Origin of the sequence: Bdellovibrio sp. HCB209, from assembly GCF_047306065.1 — a bacterium.
GTDB lineage: Bacteria > Bdellovibrionota > Bdellovibrionia > Bdellovibrionales > Bdellovibrionaceae > Bdellovibrio.
Genome location: NZ_CP178618.1, coordinates 36,082 through 56,417, shown reverse-complemented (window position 1 = coordinate 56,417; position 20,336 = coordinate 36,082). Strand labels below are relative to the sequence as shown.

The 20,336-nt window shown below is 44.5% G+C and carries 20 protein-coding genes; 2 read left to right on the top strand and 18 right to left on the bottom strand.

Annotated features, from left to right (window positions below):
* Positions 1–30: 30 nt before the first annotated feature.
* From ACLVWP_RS00285 to gatC, 5 genes are read right to left on the bottom strand one after another with little or no spacing between them, the layout of a single operon-like run.
* Positions 31–483, bottom strand: a complete 453-nt coding sequence (locus tag ACLVWP_RS00285; protein ID WP_413559257.1) for a DUF192 domain-containing protein — start codon at positions 481–483, stop codon at positions 31–33.
* On the bottom strand, positions 440–1,360 hold the full coding sequence (locus ACLVWP_RS00280) for a Ppx/GppA family phosphatase (protein WP_413559256.1): 921 nt from the start codon (positions 1,358–1,360) through the stop codon (positions 440–442). Before ACLVWP_RS00280 ends, ACLVWP_RS00285 begins: the two co-directional genes overlap by 44 nt.
* Entirely contained in the window at positions 1,360–2,793 is a 1,434-nt protein-coding gene (gene gatB / locus ACLVWP_RS00275) for an Asp-tRNA(Asn)/Glu-tRNA(Gln) amidotransferase subunit GatB (RefSeq protein ID WP_413559255.1), read from the bottom strand. Before gatB ends, ACLVWP_RS00280 begins: the two co-directional genes overlap by 1 nt.
* The gene (gene gatA, locus ACLVWP_RS00270) at positions 2,783–4,255 is read right to left on the bottom strand and encodes an Asp-tRNA(Asn)/Glu-tRNA(Gln) amidotransferase subunit GatA (protein WP_413559254.1); all 1,473 of its coding nucleotides are present in this window, start codon (positions 4,253–4,255) and stop codon (positions 2,783–2,785) included. The genes gatB and gatA overlap by 11 nt, the downstream gene beginning before the upstream one ends.
* A gap of 8 nt (positions 4,256–4,263) precedes the next feature.
* On the bottom strand, positions 4,264–4,545 hold the full coding sequence (gatC, locus tag ACLVWP_RS00265) for an Asp-tRNA(Asn)/Glu-tRNA(Gln) amidotransferase subunit GatC (protein ID WP_413559253.1): 282 nt from the start codon (positions 4,543–4,545) through the stop codon (positions 4,264–4,266).
* A 154-nt stretch (positions 4,546–4,699) separates the two neighbouring features.
* Here gatC and ligA point away from each other — a divergent pair, with 154 nt between their 5' ends.
* Positions 4,700–6,691 (top strand): NAD-dependent DNA ligase LigA, encoded by a 1,992-nt coding sequence (gene ligA / locus ACLVWP_RS00260; RefSeq protein ID WP_413559252.1) that lies wholly within the window; start codon positions 4,700–4,702, stop codon positions 6,689–6,691.
* Positions 6,692–6,749: 58 nt separating this feature from the next.
* On the opposite strand, the gene ACLVWP_RS00255 is transcribed toward ligA, so the two are convergent.
* Both ACLVWP_RS00255 and ACLVWP_RS00250 read right to left on the bottom strand, forming a co-directional pair.
* The gene (locus ACLVWP_RS00255; RefSeq protein WP_142698475.1) at positions 6,750–6,944 is read right to left on the bottom strand and encodes a histone-like protein; all 195 of its coding nucleotides are present in this window, start codon (positions 6,942–6,944) and stop codon (positions 6,750–6,752) included.
* A gap of 104 nt (positions 6,945–7,048) precedes the next feature.
* A complete protein-coding gene (locus ACLVWP_RS00250; RefSeq protein WP_413559251.1) occupies positions 7,049–8,515 on the bottom strand; it encodes a metallophosphoesterase in 1,467 nt (488 codons plus the stop codon).
* A 29-nt stretch (positions 8,516–8,544) separates the two neighbouring features.
* Between ACLVWP_RS00250 and murD the strand changes: the two genes are divergently transcribed.
* Positions 8,545–9,849, top strand: a complete 1,305-nt coding sequence (murD, locus tag ACLVWP_RS00245; RefSeq protein ID WP_413559250.1) for a UDP-N-acetylmuramoyl-L-alanine--D-glutamate ligase — start codon at positions 8,545–8,547, stop codon at positions 9,847–9,849.
* Here the strand turns inward: murD and ACLVWP_RS00240 are convergent.
* From ACLVWP_RS00240 to ACLVWP_RS00190, 11 genes are all read right to left on the bottom strand, one after another.
* Positions 9,839–12,010, bottom strand: a complete 2,172-nt coding sequence (locus tag ACLVWP_RS00240; protein ID WP_413559249.1) for a hypothetical protein — start codon at positions 12,008–12,010, stop codon at positions 9,839–9,841. The genes murD and ACLVWP_RS00240 overlap by 11 nt on opposite strands.
* 57 nt (positions 12,011–12,067) lie before the next feature.
* The gene (locus ACLVWP_RS00235; protein WP_413559248.1) at positions 12,068–12,502 is read right to left on the bottom strand and encodes a hypothetical protein; all 435 of its coding nucleotides are present in this window, start codon (positions 12,500–12,502) and stop codon (positions 12,068–12,070) included.
* Positions 12,502–13,149: a fructose-6-phosphate aldolase gene (fsa, locus tag ACLVWP_RS00230; protein ID WP_413559247.1), complete on the bottom strand. Its 648-nt coding sequence runs from the start codon at positions 13,147–13,149 to the stop codon at positions 12,502–12,504. The genes ACLVWP_RS00235 and fsa overlap by 1 nt, the downstream gene beginning before the upstream one ends.
* A gap of 52 nt (positions 13,150–13,201) precedes the next feature.
* Positions 13,202–13,711, bottom strand: coding sequence for a hypothetical protein (locus ACLVWP_RS00225; protein WP_413559246.1), 510 nt, complete (start codon positions 13,709–13,711; stop codon positions 13,202–13,204).
* 3 nt (positions 13,712–13,714) lie between these two features.
* Positions 13,715–14,401 (bottom strand): 4-hydroxy-tetrahydrodipicolinate reductase, encoded by a 687-nt coding sequence (locus ACLVWP_RS00220; RefSeq protein ID WP_413559245.1) that lies wholly within the window; start codon positions 14,399–14,401, stop codon positions 13,715–13,717.
* Entirely contained in the window at positions 14,398–15,282 is an 885-nt protein-coding gene (gene dapA / locus ACLVWP_RS00215) for a 4-hydroxy-tetrahydrodipicolinate synthase (protein ID WP_413559244.1), read from the bottom strand. Before dapA ends, ACLVWP_RS00220 begins: the two co-directional genes overlap by 4 nt.
* Positions 15,279–16,139, bottom strand: a complete 861-nt coding sequence (gene dapF / locus ACLVWP_RS00210) for a diaminopimelate epimerase (RefSeq protein WP_413559243.1) — start codon at positions 16,137–16,139, stop codon at positions 15,279–15,281. Before dapF ends, dapA begins: the two co-directional genes overlap by 4 nt.
* Complete coding sequence (locus ACLVWP_RS00205; protein WP_413559242.1) at positions 16,139–16,348, bottom strand: hypothetical protein; 210 nt, start codon at positions 16,346–16,348, stop codon at positions 16,139–16,141. Before ACLVWP_RS00205 ends, dapF begins: the two co-directional genes overlap by 1 nt.
* Positions 16,332–17,186 carry a hypothetical protein gene (locus ACLVWP_RS00200; protein WP_413559241.1) on the bottom strand — a complete coding sequence of 285 codons (855 nt, stop codon included), beginning with the start codon at positions 17,184–17,186 and terminating at the stop codon, positions 16,332–16,334. Before ACLVWP_RS00200 ends, ACLVWP_RS00205 begins: the two co-directional genes overlap by 17 nt.
* Before the next feature lie 3 nt (positions 17,187–17,189).
* Complete coding sequence (locus ACLVWP_RS00195; protein ID WP_413559240.1) at positions 17,190–17,765, bottom strand: hypothetical protein; 576 nt, start codon at positions 17,763–17,765, stop codon at positions 17,190–17,192.
* Positions 17,766–17,834: 69 nt separating this feature from the next.
* The gene (locus tag ACLVWP_RS00190) at positions 17,835–20,234 is read right to left on the bottom strand and encodes a DNA translocase FtsK (RefSeq protein ID WP_413559239.1); all 2,400 of its coding nucleotides are present in this window, start codon (positions 20,232–20,234) and stop codon (positions 17,835–17,837) included.
* Between the last annotated feature and the right edge of the window lie 102 nt (positions 20,235–20,336).

Below are 20,336 nucleotides of genomic sequence, written 5' to 3'. Positions count from 1 at the left end.
AGGCTGGCAAATATTTAAAAATTCACTGGACTATGGATTGATTTTTAACTTAGTCCCGAGTTTGATTTTATTTTTGTCAAACCACCCCTTATTCATCTCCAGCGCGTATTTCGCGGGATGTGCACTCGGGTAAGACGGCAAAAGCGTGTCAGCCAGACCTTTGCCGGATTTCATCTCTTGAACATCAACTAGCTTTCCATCTTTGTTGAAATAGCCAATCGACAGGTCGATAAGTGTGTCCTTCATCCAAAAAAATCTAGTTTCCTCGTTAGAAAACACAAAGAGCATTCCGTCGTCTTCGCCCAGACTCTTGCGATTCATCAGTCCTTGCGCTTGTTGCTCAGTCGTTGAAGCAACCTCGACCAAAAGTGTTTTGGTGCCCAGAGTGATTTTCTTTTTCGGAAGCGCTTTATCCGCAGCTCCCGCTGTAACTGCGAAACTAAGTACGATCGCTAGAACGAAGCATCTCAAGAGCGACGCCATATCTTACCCCTTTAGTTGAAACGACCATTCCAGTCATCCCCAGTGCTTTCACTGTATTTAATAGAATAGATGCACCTGCAAAAATAATATCGGCGCGACCACCCAGTTGAAACTTGGTTCGCTTTTCCTCGACTGAAGTTTGGGCGAAAGTGTTTACCCATTGTTCCAGTTTTTCTTTGGTCAGGAAAAAGTTATCAACTTTCTTTTCATCAAAGCCACCAACTTCAATAGCCACGATCGAAGTCGGGGTTCCTGCCACTGCAAGAATCTGATCCAGCTTGTTCCGTTTGATCTCAGGAAGGATGGTATTTAGTTGATCATATATATAGTCATTCAATGTCTTTTGCTCGGATGCTGGGACTGGTTGTTGAGTGACAAATCTTTCAGTCAGTCTCACTCCACCCATATTCAGGCTTTGGCCGAATAGAATCTTTTCGCCGTGACCAACGATGAACTCTGTCGAGCCTCCACCAACGTCGATAACCAGATTGGTCTTTGTAGGATCAATCACACCACCCGTAGCACCTTGATAGCTAATGCGTGCCTCGTCTGCCCCAGGAATCACTTCGATTGGAATTCCGAGTTCTTTACCGATATTGAAAAGATCTTGCCCGTTCTTAGCATCACGAGCCGCCGATGTTGCCATTGCCAAGATTTTATCAACACCGTGTTTGTCGATTTCTTTTTTAAACTCAGTTAAACATTTCTTAGCGCGCACCAAGGCTTCGGGATGAAGTTCACCGGTTTTATCCACGTCCTGACCAAGTCTTACGACTTCGACCAAGTCCTTATGAACTTTCGTAATCCCGTTCTTATTTCCTTCAGCGATAAGGCAGAGGAATGTATTTGTTCCTAAATCAAGAGCTGCTACCTTCATTACTTTAATTTCTCCTGAAGAATTTTATTTACGACATCGGGGCTTGCTTGGCCCTTCGACGCTTTCATCACGGCTCCCACAAAGAAACCGAACAGATTTTTCTTTTTACCGGACTTATGATCCTCAACGGCTTGCGCATTGTTCGCCAAAACTTCATCAATGATTTTTTCAATCGCCGAAGAGTCTGTGATTTGCACAAGGCCTTTTTCTTTAACGATCACTTCGGGATCTTTACCTGATTCCCACATCTCTTGGAAAACAGTTTTCGCAATTTTTCCAGAGATAGTTCCGGCATCAATCAAGGAAATCATTTTTCCTAGAGCTTCTGGTTCGATCGGAGAATTTTCGATCGGAGTGTTTGTGGTATTTAGTTCGCGCATAAGTTCCGTCATGATCCAATTCGATGATGCCTTAAAGTTTTTAGAAATCTTCGCCGTCGCCTCATAAAAATCAGCGATTGATTTTTCAGTCGTCAGAACTTGCGAGTCATATTCTGGCAAGCCTTGCTCATCCTGAAATCTCTTAGCCCTAGCAATTGGCAGCTCTGGTAATTCTTTGCGAAGCTGCTCAACCCATTGATCGGAAACAATCAAAGGCAAAAGATCTGGATCCGGGAAGTAGCGATAGTCCTGCGCATCTTCTTTCGAGCGCATTGCAAAAGTACGGTTTTTATCTGGATCCCACAAACGTGTTTCTTGAATGATCTTTTCGCCACGCTCAACCGCGTCGATCTGTCTTTCAATTTCATACTCGATTGCTTTTTCTACAAAGCGGAACGAGTTCACGTTTTTAATTTCTACCTTTGTTCCAAATTCTTTAGCGCCTTCTTTGCGAACGGAGACATTGCAATCACAGCGCATGGAACCTTCTTCAAGATTTCCATCACAGACATCAAGATAACGAACGATTTGGCGAATGGCGCGACCATATTCTGCTGCCTCTGCAGGGGAGCGCAAATCCGGGCCTGTCACGATTTCCAACAAAGGAATACCAGCGCGGTTCAAGTTGATCAGAGTAAAGTTTCCGCTGTGATTTGATTTTCCTGCGTCTTCCTCAAGGTGAGCTCGCTGGATACTCACAATTTTATCCACACCGTTTACTTTAAAAGTAATCGTACCGTTCTGACAGATCGGCTGATCGTACTGAGAAATCTGATAACCCTTAGGCATATCGGGATAAAAATAGTTCTTACGAGCAAACACTGATTTGCGACGAATATCGCAGCCTAGTGCTAATCCGGTTTTGATTCCAAACTCCACGGCTTTTTTATTCACAACCGGCAATGTGCCCGGCATGCCAGCGCTGACAGGTGATACATTTTCATTATCTGCGGCATCAAAGTTCGTAGCATCTGCACAGAACATTTTGCTTTCCGTACGAAGCTGCACGTGAATCTCTATACCAATAACGGGTTCATAGCCTCTATATGACATGGGGTTTTCTCCCTTTCACTGGGGCTGCAGATTCAAGAGCCGCGGCTACATTTAACATGCGCTGCTCTTCAAAGTGACTTGCTGTTACTTGAATACCAATCGGTAGACCCGCTTCTGAAATTCCAAACGGAACACTCATTCCCGGAAGACCCGCCAGATTTGTGGACGTGGTAAAGATATCATTCAGGTACATTGCCAAAGGATCTGCTACCAATTCACCAATTTTAAACGCAGGTGACGTGGTAACGGGGCTCACAATAGCATCGCATTGCTTAAAGGCTTGAATGTACTGATCTGTTAACAAGCGTCTGACTTGTCCTGCTTTAGTGTAGTACGCATCATAGTAACCACTTGATAAACAATAAGTCCCAAGCATAATTCTGCGTTTTACTTCTGCGCCGAATCCCTCTCCGCGAGTTTTCCCATAGAAGTCTTCAAGATCAACACCCGCTAATGACGGGAAGTCTGCACGATATCCGTAGCGAATTCCATCATAGCGTGCAAGGTTCGACGAAGCTTCACTTGTCGCCACCAGATAGTAAATAGGCACTGCAAATTCCGTCATAGAAACTGAGATCTCAACGATCTCAGCTCCCATGCTTTTCAAAGTATCCAAAGAAGTTTGAAATGTTTTTACGGTGTCCTTATCCAGTCCACCTTTCATGTATTCTTTGATCACACCGATCTTCATACCCTTAACATCGGCAGAAAGATTCTTAGACCAAGTTGGTACGGACTTTTGCGAAGATGTCGCATCCATCGGATCGTGACCAGAAATAACTTCCATTGTAAGAGCGGCGTCTTTAACCGTGCTCACCATCGGACCCGCTTGATCAAGCGAAGAAGCGAATGCGATAATTCCATAACGACTCACGCGACCATACGTGGGTTTTACACCGACTATTCCACAGAAGCTTGCAGGCTGACGAATCGATCCACCCGTATCGGTACCAATCGTACCCGCAACCAGGCGGGCAGCTTGAGCTGCGGCAGATCCACCAGAAGATCCCCCAGGAACTCGAGACGTGTCCCACGGATTTTTCACTGAACCATAGAATGAGGATTCGTTTGATGAGCCCATCGCGAACTCATCTTGATTCAGTTTTCCCATCACAACGACACCGGATTTTTTTAAACGACTAACTACTGTCGCGTCGTAAGGAGGCACAAAATTACTTAAAATTTTTGAACCTGCCGTCGTTTTAAGATTCTTTGTACAAAGCATTTCCTTAATGCCGAAAGGCACTCCGGCCAAAACGCCTACGTCCTCGCCCTTAGAGATTCTGGAATCAATTTTTTCAGCATCTGCAAGTGCGTTGTCATTTAACGTCACAAAAGAGTTCAGTTTTGAATCCAATGACTGAATTCTTTTTTGAAAGTGCGTCGCGACTTCCTTAGCGCTTACTTTTTTGCCCTTAACGGCCTCAGCAATTTCTGAAAATGATGCAAAAGTTAAATCCATCGTTTGTCCTAAACCACTGGAGGTACTTTAAATAGATTTCCGGCGCGCTCGGGAGCATTCGCAACCATGTCCTCTGGTTTGAATTCTTGCTGAACCTGATCCTCGCGCCAATATGCTTCGATTTCAGTCGGAGTGATCATCGGCTCGACACCGTTCGTATCTATTTTTTCGATCTGCTTAAAATTTTGCAGGATTTTTTCCATCTGCTGACTGAACTCAATCGCCTCAGATTCAGAGATCTGTAAGCGGGCCAGCTTCGCGATGTTTTCAATGGATTTTTTGTCGACCATGACACTCTCCTTCGGTGGAGGAACTCCATGAGAAAGAATATGCAACAATCAAGTGTCAGTCACCATGCTATTCAAGCGCTAGACCATCTCTACCGCAAAGAGTAAATTGAGACTTTTGGTGATTCCTTAAATGGGCTCGTGTAAAGTCCGTTTTATGTCAAAGAAACGCCACGAAGAGCTTAAAAAGATCATTGCTGAACACGACCATCACTACTACGTGATGGATCGCCCAACAATTACTGACTACGACTACGATCAGCTCTTTGAAGAACTGCTAAAACTTGAAAAATCTGAAAAGAATCTGGATCTTTCGGATTCTCCAAGTCAACGCGTGGGCGGAAAAGTACTAGATAGCTTCTCTAAAGTTCCTCATCGCATTCCTATGCTCTCTTTGGCCAATAGCTACTCACCCGAAGACATCTTTGAATTCGATGAACGCGTAAAAAAGTTTCTGAATACGGAAGATGAAATTGAGTACTTCTGTGAGCTTAAATTCGATGGCCTTTCCATGGAAATCATTTACGAAAATGGTCAATTGGTTCGAGCCCTCACTCGCGGTGATGGCGCCGTTGGCGAAGATGTTACAGAAAACATCAAGACCATCAAAAGCATTCCTCTTAAACTAAAGGGAGCTCCTGAAATTCTTGAGGTCCGCGGTGAGGTCTTAATCTTTAAGAAAGACTTTGCTGAACTCAACGAAACTCAGCAGGAAAACGGCCAACCAACCTTTGCGAACCCAAGGAATGCAGCGGCGGGATCCATGCGTCAGCTAGATTCAAAGATTGCGGCCTCTCGTCCTTTGAAATTTTTCGGCTACGCCTTGGGTATGGTCGAAGGACACACTTTTGAATCTCAGCTAGGCATTCAAGAGTACTTTACTAAGCACAGTATTCCCACAGCACTGAAAGCAAATCCGGATTTGGTTCGTCTGTGCAAAGGACCACAAGCGGTCGTTGAGTACTATCACCACATTGAAAAAATCAGATCATCTTTGCCTTTTGATATCGATGGCATGGTGATTAAAGTTAATTCTTTACGCCTTCAAGATGATTTGGGTCTGGTGGCTCGCAGTCCGAGATGGGCCACAGCAGCCAAGTTCAAGCCCGAACAAGCAACAACTGTGATTGAAAACATCATGGTTCAAGTTGGCCGTACGGGTGCGCTTACTCCGGTAGCGATTATGAAGCCTGTTAAAGTTGGTGGTGTCACTGTCACAAACTCAACTCTGCACAATCAAGATGAAATCGACAGAAAAGACGTGCGCATTGGCGACACGGTTATCATCCAACGTGCTGGCGATGTGATTCCCGAAGTTGTCGCTGTTGTTTTGGAAAAACGTCCCAAAGACAGCGTGCCATTCTTGATTCCAACAAAATGTCCTGCTTGCGATTCTCCAGTACATCGTGCCGAGGGCGAGGTTGTTTCTCGCTGTACGAATCCTCTGTGTGTTGCGATGGTTAAGGAATCCCTTAAACACTTTGTCGGTCGTCGCGCGATGAACTTAGATAAAATCGGTGATCGCCTGATTGAAACTTTAGTGGACAATAAAATGCTCACGGCTTTTTCAGACTTCTATCGTCTTAAAAAAGAGGACATTTTATCTCTCGAGCGCCAAGGTGATAAGTCAGCAGAAAACATCATTACGAGTGTCGAAAACAGCAAAAAGCCAACGCTGGCTCGTTTCATCTTTGCATTGGGAATTCGTTTTGTGGGCGAGCAGACTGCAAAGCTTCTGGCGGATCATTTCGTGAATATCGAAAACTTCCTAAACGCTTCTGAAGAAGAGCTTTTACAAGTTCCAGAAATTGGTCCTAAGGTAGCAACTTCGATTCGCGAATGGACGTCTAACAAAAAATTGGTCAAAGAAGTTCACGAAATGTTGAAGCTTGGAGTTGAAATCACAAATCCAGTGCGCTCTACAGAAGGTGCTTTATCCGGCATGAGCTTTTTGATCACAGGCACTTTGCCAGTAAAACGTGACGACGCTAAAGACGTGATTGAAAAGAACGGCGGTAAAATCCTAAGTTCTGTGTCTTCAAAATTAAGCTATTTGGTAGTGGGTGATGATCCAGGATCAAAAGTTGATAAAGCACAAAGCCTGGGAGTAAAAATCATCTCTTGGGACGACTTACAGAAGATGCTTTAGAAAATAAAAAACCCACAGTTTTCACCGTGGGTTTTCAATTCAGTCTTTAATTTAGAAATTAAAGGTGATCGATAACGATATCGCGAGCCATTACAGTTTTGCGACCGTCAGCTTTTGCAGACTCAACACCTTTAAGGCAAAGTTGCTCGATAGCTTTGCTGAGAACGTCGATAGTTTCAGCAGAAGTGTTCATGCCGCCTTTTTCTTTGATAAGTTTTTTTACTTTGCTAGTTACAACAAGTACTTCTGCCATGATAACTCTCCATCCTTAGTTGAAAATTGAACAGTAAAAGGTTTGCATAAGGGACCTATAATTGACAATGGGAAATCTTTTTTGCAGCGCGAAATCTACAGTGATTAAGCACCGCGGTTAGAGACCATCATCAATTCAGAGGTGCCCTCGACAAACTTTCTTAGCTCAGCTTGGCGAGTATTATGTTCTCCAGGGGAAATCCATACGAAAGTTTTCTGATCCAACGGCTTCGTACACTCAACGTCCAAGAATGCCGGAGACCAACATCCACTGTTCAAATGTTCCACTGAACCGATAATTTCATGACGAGTATGGTGAGTATGCCCATAAACAATGCGTTTTGCCTTGGTAATTGCACTCGCCATAGCCAGAACACGATCATCCGGCTCTTTGTAACTCGAAACCAATGAAGTGACCGATTTGCTATAGAACAAAAAGAACGGCAATAACACAAACAATGGGATGAACGCCCAAAAGAACGAAAGTTCATATACCGAACGCACAAAAGACATCAGCTGGAAGATCAAAAAGAACGCAATAAACACAATGAAGGCGCGATCAAGCCACAACTCGCGAGCTAGCAACATAGGTTCACTGGCCGCAGGAGCCACAAATAGCTCTTTCATCTCGCGAACCATTCGTGGTTCTGCATTAGATCTTTCAGCAATAACCTGAATACGATCTTCAATTTTCAATGGATTGCGAATCGGTGCCGACAAACGATCAAAGAATGAATGCACCAGAGTTGCCACGGAACCCCAGAACCACGTCAACACCAGGCCCGGTTGAGCACGCCAGATGTACCTGAAGAAAAACAAAATGTACTCCTTCAAGGTCATAATATAGTTCGTATCGACGTGGGGATTAAAGAATCCCATGCCGTTAGAGATGTAACGACAAGCCAAGTTTCCAAACGGAAGCTTCAAGGCGATGTAATTATATCCGCGAACAAAAGGATTCACTGGATCTTCGCACATACAATACGGATCGTACTGATTTCCATGTTCGATCAGGGTGTCTTGATTGCTGATATAGAACCACTCAACAAAACGAATTTCCCCACGCTTGTCTTCAGGAAGTGCGAGGTGACGCAAGATCTCTTCTTGAACCTCAGGGAAGTGAAGTTCAAGGTCATGGTTGCCAATAACAAAGACAGCTCTGTGACCACGCACGATAAACTCACGAAGCGAGCGAATAAATGGCATATGATCGCGAAGAATAACTTCGATCTTATGACGAGATCTCTCAGCGCGAGGATATAGTCCGCGATGCTTCTCGATCCAGCTTACGTGGAAGACCGGATCATCAGGCAGATTCAAAACACTATCGAAATCGAAAATGTCCCCGTTCAAAACCAGTTCGATCGGATTTCCTTGGGCCTTTTCTTCGATATGTCTAAGGAACGTTTCAAAAACATCATCATAGAAAAACTGACGAGTCTTAAATTTTTTCCATAGAGGGAAACGCAAATTCACCGGCTCCGCCTCAGTTAAGTGCAGGTCGCTGATGATCGCTGTATATTGCGCTGATTTAAAATCAGACATTGGATGCGCAAAAAAAGAAGTGGGCAAAACTCCCTCCTAATACTACTATCTGCCAGATGAGCCAATTTATCAAGAACCTGAAAACACCAATTGCTGTCGTAGGTATGGGAAAAAGCGGTGACTCCGCTAAACGTCTGCTACTTGCCTGCGGAATAGATCCCAAGAATGTTTTAACTTTCGATGGGAAACTCGATTCGGCTGACTTCAAGGATTCAAATAAACTCATGTCTGAGGCTAAACCTCAAACTCTGGTTGTTTCACCCGGTGTTCCACTGTCTTCCTCTTGGATTAAGGATGCTCAGAACAAGGGCGTTAAAATCACTAGCGAGATTTCATTGGCTTGCTCTTGCTTGACCACTGAAAAACTCATTGGTGTTACGGGCTCCGTGGGAAAAAGCACAACAGTTTCATTGCTTCAAGCTGGTCTTGAAGCCTTTTCTGAAAGTGGCTTTGTCGGCGGTAATTTGGGAATTCCTTTTGCTAGTTACGCGGCTTCCGTTGTGGAACAGAAGCGTCCCGTGGCCGACTGGGTTGTTTTGGAACTATCTAGTTATCAATTAGAAAACTGCGAAGGTCTTTCTCTAGATATTTCTGCGATTACTTACTTTACCTCAAACCACCTTGAGCGTTACGACAGCATCGAGCACTACTATCAGACCAAGTGGAATATCTTAGGCATTACTAAAAACAAAATGCTTCTAAATTCCGAAGGTGGCGACTTAGTAGAGTACTCCAAATCTCAAAAACCCTCTTCTCAAGTAAAAGTCATCTCCAAAAAAGACGCTGATCTTCTTAGCCATCAGCTTGAGAAAGCGCAATTGATTGGCCAACACAATCAAGACAACCTGGCACTTGCGACGGCTCTTGCTAAAGAAGCCGCGTGGCCGGAAGCTGCAATCGAAGGCATGAAAAACTTTAAGGGCTTAAGCCACCGCCTGGAAAACTTGGGCGAGGTTAAAGGTGTGCGCTTTATTAACGATAGCAAGGCCACTGCTCTTGATAGCGTTATGATTGCAGCGGCAGCCGCAGCAGAAACATTAAGCACCGGCGGCAAGCTATTCTTACTTTTAGGTGGAAGAGACAAGAACCTACCGTGGGAACAAATCTCCTCACTGCACAAAATGCGTGATGCTGAATTTGTATTCTTTGGTGAGTGCCGCGAGATCGCACAAAGCAAATCAAAACTGACAGGACAAAGCTTTGCTCGTTTGGAAGAAGCTATTGGTTATATCTTTTCCAACGTAAAAGCTGCCGACACAGTTCTTCTAAGTCCGGGAGGAACTAGTCTTGATGAATTTAAATCTTTTGAGGATCGCGGTGATTTCTTTAAAAGAAAAGTTTCGCAGTTTTCTATTCTCTAAAGTTCAAAACAGATAGTGAGTTTGCATCCACAGGAACCACGCGAGAGTAAACCTTTTGCGTGCGGTTTCCAGTGACAACCACTTCGTGAGTATCGTCAGGAACATTGTAGATAATAAAACCACCACCCGCAGCACCTTTATGGTTCTGCAAAATGCGGCCTTGCATATCAAAGTACACGATATCTTGCGGATTAAAGTTATCATATCCCGCCAAGAACACTTCGAAATCTTCATCAGGCACAAAACCAACGATCAAACCAGTGGAAGGACCTTCGTTGATTTTTAGGAATGTTTTAATCGCGCGCAACCACTCCCAGCGAACCAATGGAACGTGAACAAATTCATCGTTATCATTATAGATATAGCGAGCGGCAATATAATCTGTTCCTTGCGGATGAACTCTCATCAAGCCCAAGCGATTCAAGTGTGGCAATGTCACCGTCGCTGAACCATTTGGTACTGGTAGCTCTTCATCCAAAGACTGCATCGTCACTGATGCAACTCCCGGTTGACCTGTGAAAGCATCAAACACTCTCAAAGGAACCGATTCGTTTTTCATCGTGGCTTCTAAATCACCTTGAGCAACAGCACCTTCTTCAGCCACAACATTCACATAACCAAAGATAGAATTTGAACGAGTCGCCAATAATGAATGGAATCCGTAAGGCACATGAATAAAGGCATACATACCGTTATCGCTAGTCTTTTTAAGATTCGCATCCGGCATCATGAACTGATTAAAATAGATCGGTTGAAGATCCGGAGCTGTTTCAACTTGCACATCGATGCCAGCTACAGGTTTTCCATCCAATACGACTTTACCCCAAATCAAAGACGGCGCACCTTCGTACGATTCCATTCTTTGTTGAGAGATAATATCTAGAAGAGCTTGAACCATCGTTTCAGGATAAAGAGTCGAACGCGATTCTTTACCGGAGATAATTAGGTTGGTGGTTTCTAAGTGCTTTGGAGCGGCGGCCCTCATGACCGTCGACGACCCGCGAGTCACATTTTCCATCGAAGCCAAACCATCACGATTTACCTTCACGTCGCTGACACCTTTAACGAAAGTCACACGAGTCTGAGCTGGGGCTGCATCATTAGCTTTAGCATTGTATGCTCCCACCAATGAAACAGAGTAGTCGGGGTGTGGTTCAACTTTGATTTTCGGACCTGTCACATAGTTCTGAGTTCCGGCCACCACACGATTAAGTCTGATACTGCCTTCACCCAAAGTTTTGCCGTCTTTATTTACTAAACGAGCAACCACTGTTCCTGTCGTTTGCTCAACATCGATATTATAAGTTCCTCTTTGCAAATCGACGCGACCAAGTTCCTTAAGAACTCCTTCGTCGTTTCTGCGAACTTCAATATGATGTTCATTTGTGACCGCTAGGCCACCAGTAATTTCAATCGGACCGACGATGCGACGAGAACCTGCTGCTGCATTAGCCTCATTATTATCTGATGCACCACCAGCAAGTGAATAACCCGAAGACCCAGTGCCAGGAGCAATTCCCGCAGCTGAGCTGCCAAGGCTGTCATCCCCGTTTGAAGTACGTTGTACTGTTGGACGAGCCAAAGTTTCGCCGCGTGTACTATTAACAGTAACATTCTTATTAGAAGCTACTTGTTGAATCTCTCCACGGTTATTAATGATTCCAGATCTTTCTAAAGTTTCAGCAGCCATTTCTGACCACGAAGATCCTTGCCAGTCTTGATTCAAAACATCACCGCGAATTTGCGCTTCTTGCAAACGCGCTTGCTGATTGCGCGACAACTGTGTCATCCACGCATTGTCAGCACTAACATCAGATGCTGTCGTTGCAGGGACACGCGATGCTGGAGCAGATGACATCGCAACAGTTTCAACTTGTTTTTGAATTGTCATTTCAGCGAGAACGACTTTCTTCGCGAATAACGTCGAAGACTTTTTTTCGACCCCCAAAGCCACGGGTTGCATGGACTGGAAGTGCTGCCATTCACTGAAATTTGAAGTTGTTCTAATAGATTCTTCGAACGCTACGTGTGGAGGAGAACTTTTTTGCGCGCGAATTGTGAGGCCTTCGTAAATAGGAATGAACTTCAAGCCACCTGTATGGCTTGACCATGCAAAGCATCCCGCTAGCACAGCAAACGGCAGAAGCCGTTTTAGTCGCATTCCTTGCAACGTACTCTCCTCATTGATTAGCCAATAATGACTATTCTTTTATCCTATTTAGAAGCTACGGAAGTCGTCAATGACGTTACGTGAGTCACGACTTTGGTTAAGAGCTTTTTTAAGCTTGTCCGCTAGCACAGCGGCTTTCTGGTCATCGTGGTCGACAAGTTCCCAACCACCATCTTGATCCCTAGCCTCGACCAGGACATCCACAGAAATATCGTAGGGGCGACGGTCGCCTAAAACAATAAGGTGGCTATAGTAACGTTCTTTAGCCATATCCATTGCCTTGATAGGCGCCCCTTTACGGTCGTAATACATGGAGTAAAGTTCGCGACCGTTTTCACTGACTTCGCGAACTTGCCCGATAACTGACATGATGACCTTACGAGTTTCACTGACACCTAGAGGTGTTTCACGAAGACGCACCCCCGTGGTTTGACAACCTACAAGTATCAGAAAAATAAAGGAAATCAGCAGATTCGTTTTCATTACTTCTTTTGAACCTTGTTCCAGTCATCCATGAACAACTTAATACCTTTGTCTGTAAGCGGATGAGCTGTCATTTGTTGCATAACTTTGAATGGGATAGTCGCGATGTCTGCACCCATTTGTGCTGCAAATTGGATATGCATTGGGCTGCGCACGCTTGCTACCAAGACTTCAGTCGCGAAGTCGTAGTTTTGGTAGATTTGGATAACCTGATTAACCATCTCCATACCATCAGTTCCAATGTCATCCAAACGACCTACGAATGGAGAAACCATTGTTGCACCAGCTTTAGCAGCCAAGATCGCTTGCATTGGAGAGAATACCAACGTGACGTTAGTCTTGATACCTTCGGCAGTGAATTTCTTAACTGCGATCATACCGTCTTCAGTCATTGGAACTTTAACAACAACGTTGTCAGCCAATTTTGCAAGGATGCGACCTTCACGAACCATTTCTTCGTGTTGCAAGCTGATGACTTCAGCTGAAACTGGACCTGAGATCTCTTTGCAGATTTCTTTGATCACTGTGTGGAAATCACGACCTGATTTTGCAATCAAAGAAGGATTCGTAGTAACACCATCAACCCAACCGCGAAGGTTAGCCTGTTTAATTTCTTCAAGGTCAGCTGTATCAATGAAAAACTTCATGAAATCTCCAATTTAGGGAATTATAACCCCTAATTTTGTACGTTGCCGGAGATTAAAAATCAATAAGGCTTTTACCCTGCTTATAGAACTCTGCATCTCTCACGGTACGAGCTGTTTTTGAAATCTCGCTGAGTGTTTTTTGATAAATAGGGTGCTCATACTGACCCCAGGCTTCTGCCGCGCAGCGAATAATAAGAGCATCTGTATGTAACTGCGGATAGGGCAGAGTTAAACGAGGCGACATAAGAATCATGTCGTCATAAGCCAGCAGAATCATTTCCACATGACTGCGCTGAACTAATCCCGAAGAACCCTCATCGCATAACGATAACACCAAGTGCAGGTGCTGCTCTACGCTCATCATAGTTTCAAAGCGAATGACGAACTCGATCCGTGCAGCCAAATCATTACGAGCATCACTAGTGTAGCGTTTATAAATCGACGAAACATTCAGAATATCTCCGCATTCGGAAATCTTGCTCAGAAGTTCGCGCGCCTTATTTTCTCCACCCATAAGATCCAGCGTCACAGAAATCAGGGAGTTGTGCAGTGTCGATGACATTAATTATTTTCCAAATAGCACATCACGAATTTGATAAAGGCCTGGCTTTTTCTGAGAAGCCAACCATGATGCCGCACGAACCGCACCTTTAGCGAAAACCGTACGATTCAAAGCCGTGTGCTCAAACGTAATCATTTCTTCATCACTCATCGCGTGAATTTTGTGAACGCCAAAAATGCCGCCACCACGAACCGCCAATGGCTCTGGACATTTCTTGCCCACAGCCTTTTCTAGGTTTTCTTGCAAAGTGATTGCAGTCCCAGATGGTTTATCTTTTTTACGGATGTGATGAAATTCTTCGATCTGATAATCAAAATTATTAATCGAGTTAAAAACTTTAAGTGCCTCGTTAAGAACGGCAACACCCATGCTCATGTTCGATGCCCACAAGACAGGGATTTCTTTGCTAGCTTTATCAAGCGCAGATTTTTCTTTCTTAGAAAAACCAGTAGTTCCACAAACGACAGGAGTTTTGTGACGAGTGGCGATCTTTAAAACTTCTGGCAATGCTTCCGGAGACGAGAAATCAATCCACACGTCAACTTTTGCCGCGAGCTTGTGGTCGATGCTTTTTTTGTCACGGCCAATTGTATAAAACACATCGGAGTTATTGCTGGCACCAATCACTGTGGCAATTTCTTGGCCCATGCGGCCATTCGCACCAACCAAACCGATTTTCAATTTCTTCACGCCAGAACTCCAACTTTTTTCATTTCCATTTTCAATTTCTCTGCATGTTCTGGTGCTAACTCCACAAGAGGTAAGCGCATCTCCGCTGAATCAATCAAGCCCATAAGCTGCACAGCTTTTTTTACCGGGATTGGGTTTGCTTCCACAAATAAAAGATCAATCAACGGCATATACTTTTGAATGTCGGCACGAGCCTTATCAACTTGGCCATCTTTCACCCAGGTTTTCCACTGAACCATTTGTTTTGGAATCACATGGGAAGCAACCGAGATCACACCGTGACCACCGGACTTCAAGAACTCCACATAAGTTCCGTCATCACCAGACAACATCACGAATTCTTTTCCGCAAGCGTTGATGATTTGTTCTGCTAAATCAATTTTTCCAGAGGCTTCCTTGATTCCAACAACACCTTGAACCTTCGCTAGATCAGAAACTGTTTCCGGCGCAAGCGAAGTAATGGTTCTCCCCGGAACGTTATAAAGAATCGTCGGGATTTTTACAGACTCCGCTACCGCTTTGAAGTGCGCATACAATCCACGCTGTGGTGGCTTATTGTAGTAGGGAACCACAACCAAAATTCCATCCGCACCCATCGCCTCAGCTTTCTTTGAAGCTTCAATGCTTTTCGCTGTGTCGTTGGATCCAGTCCCCATAATCAAAGGAACGTTGGCACCGACAAGTTTACGAATATGTTTAAATAGCTCCGCTTGTTCTGATTCTTGTAGAGTCGGGCTTTCTGCCGTCGTCCCATTAACAACAAATCCATCCACACCATTTTCAAGCTGGTGTTTTACAAGTTTATCCAAAGACGCAAAATCAATTTTTCCGTTTTTGAATGGTGTTAGTAGGGCCGTGAACGTGCCTTTAAAATTTTTCATCGAACAACCTCAAGGTTATATTGGAAGTCTCCAACAAATACTGCATCGCCCACCAAAAGTGGTTTCGGATCATTATCAAAGAAGTGGACTTCCATCACTCCCCCGGGCATTTGAACTTCAATTTCTTTCTTATGATTTTCCAGAGAACTTGCAAACGCTGCCGCAACAGCACCTGTCCCGCACGCAAGTGTGTAGTCCTCTACACCACGCTCAAAAGTAACCGCTTTAATTTTTCCGATTTCGTCTTCAGCATAAAACGTTACGTTCGCTCCAGCCGGTTTGAGCATTTCGTGCGAGCGCATTTCGCGAGCCAGATCTTTTAAGTGAACAGAGTCCTGAAAGGCGTGAATTTTTTGAACCAAGTGCGGAACGCCTGTATTTACTAGAACGAATTTTTCCTTCACTCCAGATCGTGTTGGCAACTCGATCGGATTTTGCACAACTTTAGCATCCGGCATCTTTACGCGAATTTTTCCATTACCCAAAATTTGCGCAGTCACCAATCCAGCACCTGTCTTAAAACGGATGTTGGCGGTTTCCATGTTGCCAATATGTTCATAACAATAGCGAGCCGCACAGCGGGCAGCATTGCCACACATTTCTGCGGTTGAGCCATCTGAGTTATAAAAATCCCAATTAAAATCAAAGCCTTCAACACCATCTTCGATGATGATGAATCCATCCGTAGCAATCCCCAATACACGATCACAAACTAACTTTGCGATTTCAGGACGGGATTTTCCAAGATGACCTTCCACATCCTTCCATGCTGAAACCGTGCGACCGTCAATAAAGGCAAACGTATTGCCTGCACCAGACATCTTTGTGATTTTCACCGGAAGAAATGGCAGTTTCATTATTCGCCTCCAGACGGATTGCTGTCTTCAGTGTTCTGAATTACAGGACGAACTTTCTGTTTTGATTTACGAGTTGTATCGGAATACGTCGGCTCACCACGACCGAGCGGTGGAGGAGTCAACGGAGGAAGAGGTGCACCCTTTACTCCGCATCCAGCAACAAACGCGCTGGCAAGGATTAGCAATATGGATTTATTCAGCAGTTCCATTCATCCCCTTGATTTCGCTCTCAACCTCTTGGGCTCGGCGACATAACATGGGGTCTATCATATACTGTCTATACTGGCTCGCTGAAATGTTTTTGCAGGTCATCACGTATTTCTGAGCTTCCTCTAGATTGCTTTTCTTCAATGCTAAAGAAATCTTCCAAATCCAGTAGTGCCCCTCTGGATATTTTGGGTCCAATTTAACTAGGCTCTGTGCGGTTTCTGAGGCTTTCGTGAGGTTTTTTAGCTTCAATTGGCGCTCAACCTCTAAAGCCATCCAGTATTTTTGGTATGTGGATTTGCGAGAATCAGACACTTCTGGGTTTTTAGAGTATTCCACCCATTGCCCTGCGCAAACCTGAGTCTGCGCATTAACAAGTCTTAGCTCCTCATCAAAGGACATCAGTTTCACTGATTTTTGCAAAGCTTCTTGAGCATTTGAACACTCACCCTTAGCAATTTGCAGGCGAGCCTGCTCCATAACGACCGTCAGGTTGTCAGGTTCGATTCTTTGGGCTTCAGCAAGTTTAGAAATGGCTTGGTTCAGATCTGTTTTCTTAAGCGAAATAGAGGTTTCATAAAGCTGTTGGGCTTTGTCGCTAAAGAAAACATGGGCAACTTCAACAGTCGCTTTTTTTAATTCCGCTTGCGCTGCCGGACGAGATTCACGCGCAATTGCCGCAGTCAGGATATTCAGCGCTTGCTGACGATCTTTCTGCAAACTTAAGTTGTAGGCTTTTTCGATAATATCTTTGTAAGTCTCAGACTTGGACTGAGAAAAGGCGGGGCTTGAGAATAAAAAAGCCGCTCCAAGAGCGGCTTTTAAGAAGTTCGACTTCATGAACTATTTTTTAGAGAAAGAAGTCAACTCAACAGTTACTTTACCGAATTGGCTTGGAGCAACTTGTTTCAACAAACCAGACATTGGAATCAATTGTGGGTTGATCCACGCGTTGATTTCAGAGTTGTCTTTTTTGTCTTTAAGGATTGCGTGAACGCATTCGAATGTACCAGCTGGAACAGTGATTTTGTCTTCTTTGATATCAACAACTTCAACGTCTTGTTTAGGTACTTCTTGTTCTTTACCGTTAACGATCATTTTCTTAACCGCGCCAGTGTTTGGATCGATAAGAGTTTCAACGTTTTGTTTACCAGCGAAACCAAGATCCATATCTTGGATCATCCAGATACCGTCATCACCGATAGATTTAACAGACATCACCATTTTACCTTTGATGAATCCGCCCATATCTAGGTTGTAGTTTGCAGTGTCGCCAACTTTCCAGTCCAAACCCAAAGTTTGAGCTTGTTCAGCGATAGCAGGCAATTGAGCCTGAACTACTACGTCAGCTACAGATGGCGTTGCGAATGCAGAAACTGAAAAAGTTAGTGCAAGAGTAGCAATAATTGCTTTGATCATAAAAAATCCTCCTTGATGGTTTTGTTGCTATCTATTGCAGCACGACCAAAGGAGGACTAGCAAGCACCATTAAGTTTCTCGGTAAGAAGTAACAAGGACTTGACGCGGCTTGCTGCCATTAGCTGGACCTACCACGCCTTCTTTTTCAAACACTTCAATCATGCGTGCAGCACGCGGATAACCTAAACGGAATTTACGTTGAATCAGCGATGCAGAGATTTCCTTCTGAGACGAAGCCCAAGACAGAATCTCGTCGTAACGTTCATCATATTCCTCATCGCCAAATCCGCCGTCACCGGAATCGCCAGCCTCTGCTCCATCACCGCCCGCGAATCCATCAAGAGCTTTCATTGCGAGTGGATCATATTCAGGTTCACCTTGCGCTGCCCAATGTTTTACGACATTAGCAATCTCAGCATCCTTCAAATAAGGACCGTGATGGCGAGTTGGTTTTCCAATGCCCGGAGCCTGGAACAACATATCACCATTTGGAAGCAAACGTTCTGCACCGGAGTCATCAATGATGATTCTCGAGTCCATTTTAGAAGCCACTTTCAAAGCCACACGACCAGGGATATTCGTTTTAATCAAACCCGTTACTACGTCTTTACGTGGAGACTGAGTTGCCAAGATCAAATGGATTCCGCAGGCACGTGCTTTTTGAGTCAGACGTTGAATCGGTTCTTCGATGTTCTGTTTTTCAGTGATCATCAAGTCCGCCAACTCATCGACTACGATCACCACATAAGGAAGTGGTTGATAGTAGTACTGATCAAGTTTTGCTTTGCCCTCTTCGAGCTCTTGATTGATTTTTTCATGCTGTTCAATTTCGTCTTTAGAAAGACCGCCGGTCTTTTCATTGAACATTTCGATTTTACCAACGCCAAACTTAGACAACGACTTATAACGTTTTTCCATTTCACGCACAGCCCACTTCAAAGCTGTTGCAGCTTTCTTAGGTTCAGTGACGTGAGGAATTGCCAAGTGCGGAACTGTTGCAAACGGTGCCAAGTCGACCATTTTTGGATCGATCAAAACCAGACGCAATGTTTTAGGGGAGTGACGGAACAACAATCCCGTAATGATAGATCCAACGAATACGGACTTACCAGAACCCGTAGTACCCGCGATCAATAAGTGAGGCATTTTGCGAAGGTCAACAACCTTAGGCTCGCCATCAACCGTACGACCCACTGCCATCGGAAGAGCCAAGTCTTCACTCCAGAATGTGTCTTCTGCGATCAAGTCTTTGTAATAAACTGTTTCACGCTTTAAGTTCGCAGTCTCGATACCCACAACATCCGTTCCTGGGATATGACCAACAACACGCACTGATTCCGAAGAAAGTGCTAGTGACAAGTCATCCTCAAGCTCAGAGATCTTAGAAATCTTAACGTCTGCATTGGGTTTAAATTCATACATCGTAACCAGTGGCCCTGGTTTCGCGTCTTGAATGGAACCTTCCACCGAGAAGTTTTTCAATTTCTCAACAAGTGCATCCGCTTTTCTTTGAATTTCTGCTTTATCAATCTTGATACGAGAAACTGGAGGGTCTTCCAACAATGCAAGTTTTGGCATTTCCCAGTTTTCAATACGACGTGGAGGTTTCGCCTTCATCACGACTTTGCGTTTTTGCGCCATACGAAGTGCAGGAGTTTCTTCCTCCTCCTCTTCTTCGTCGTCATCGGCAAACAACTCTTCTTCTTCCTCTTCCTCGTCTTCTTCTTCAGCAGCATCCAGGAGAAGTTTCAAATCCTTGTCTTCTTCTTCCTCTTCGTCTTTACCTACGAATTTTTTGTCAGCAAGAGGGAAGGCCTTTTTAGGCTCGTCTTTCTTTTTATCTTTTTTAGGTGCAGATTTTTTCTCGGTTACGAAAGCTCCACCAAAGAAGCCCGCAATACGTTCGCCGACTTTCTTTTTCTTAAGCATGGCCATGAAATCTTGCGGAATTTCTGCCAACTCATGCAAAGATTTTTCTGAATAGAACACCACAAGTACAGCCATGAATGTCCAAAGGATTACTTGGACTCCCGCATAAGCAAAGGCGCGCATCAAGGCTTGAGACACACCCATGCCTAACATACCGCCCAAAGCGATTTGATTCTGGAACAGGCGAGTCGTCGGCATATAGATGGAAAGCAAAGCCGCCACATCGACAATCAGCAAAAGGGCCCATACAAAACGAATGTTTTTAATATTCAGAGATTCGCCACGAACAGCCGCTACGGCCATTCTTAGAAGGCTTGCCACAATCACCCAGGCTGCAAGGCCAAAGAGCTGATAAAGGCCATCTGCAAGGAAACTACCGACGATTCCGCAGTAATTCAGGGCTTTTAGTCCTTGCCCAATAGAGTTAAGGGACGGGTCTTGAGGGTTGTAGCTGACCAACGCCAGCGTAATAAAGAGACCTAGGCCCAAGAAACAGATAGCAGTGACGTCTTGACGGAACTTTTTGAGAAATTGGTTCATTTAAAAAATTTACGAAATTTCGCCGACTTAGTCATGCTCGGGCAGCGCAACCTTGACTTAGGACTTGGGGGAGGTACAAGTACAGACCCGCCTCGCCCAGAG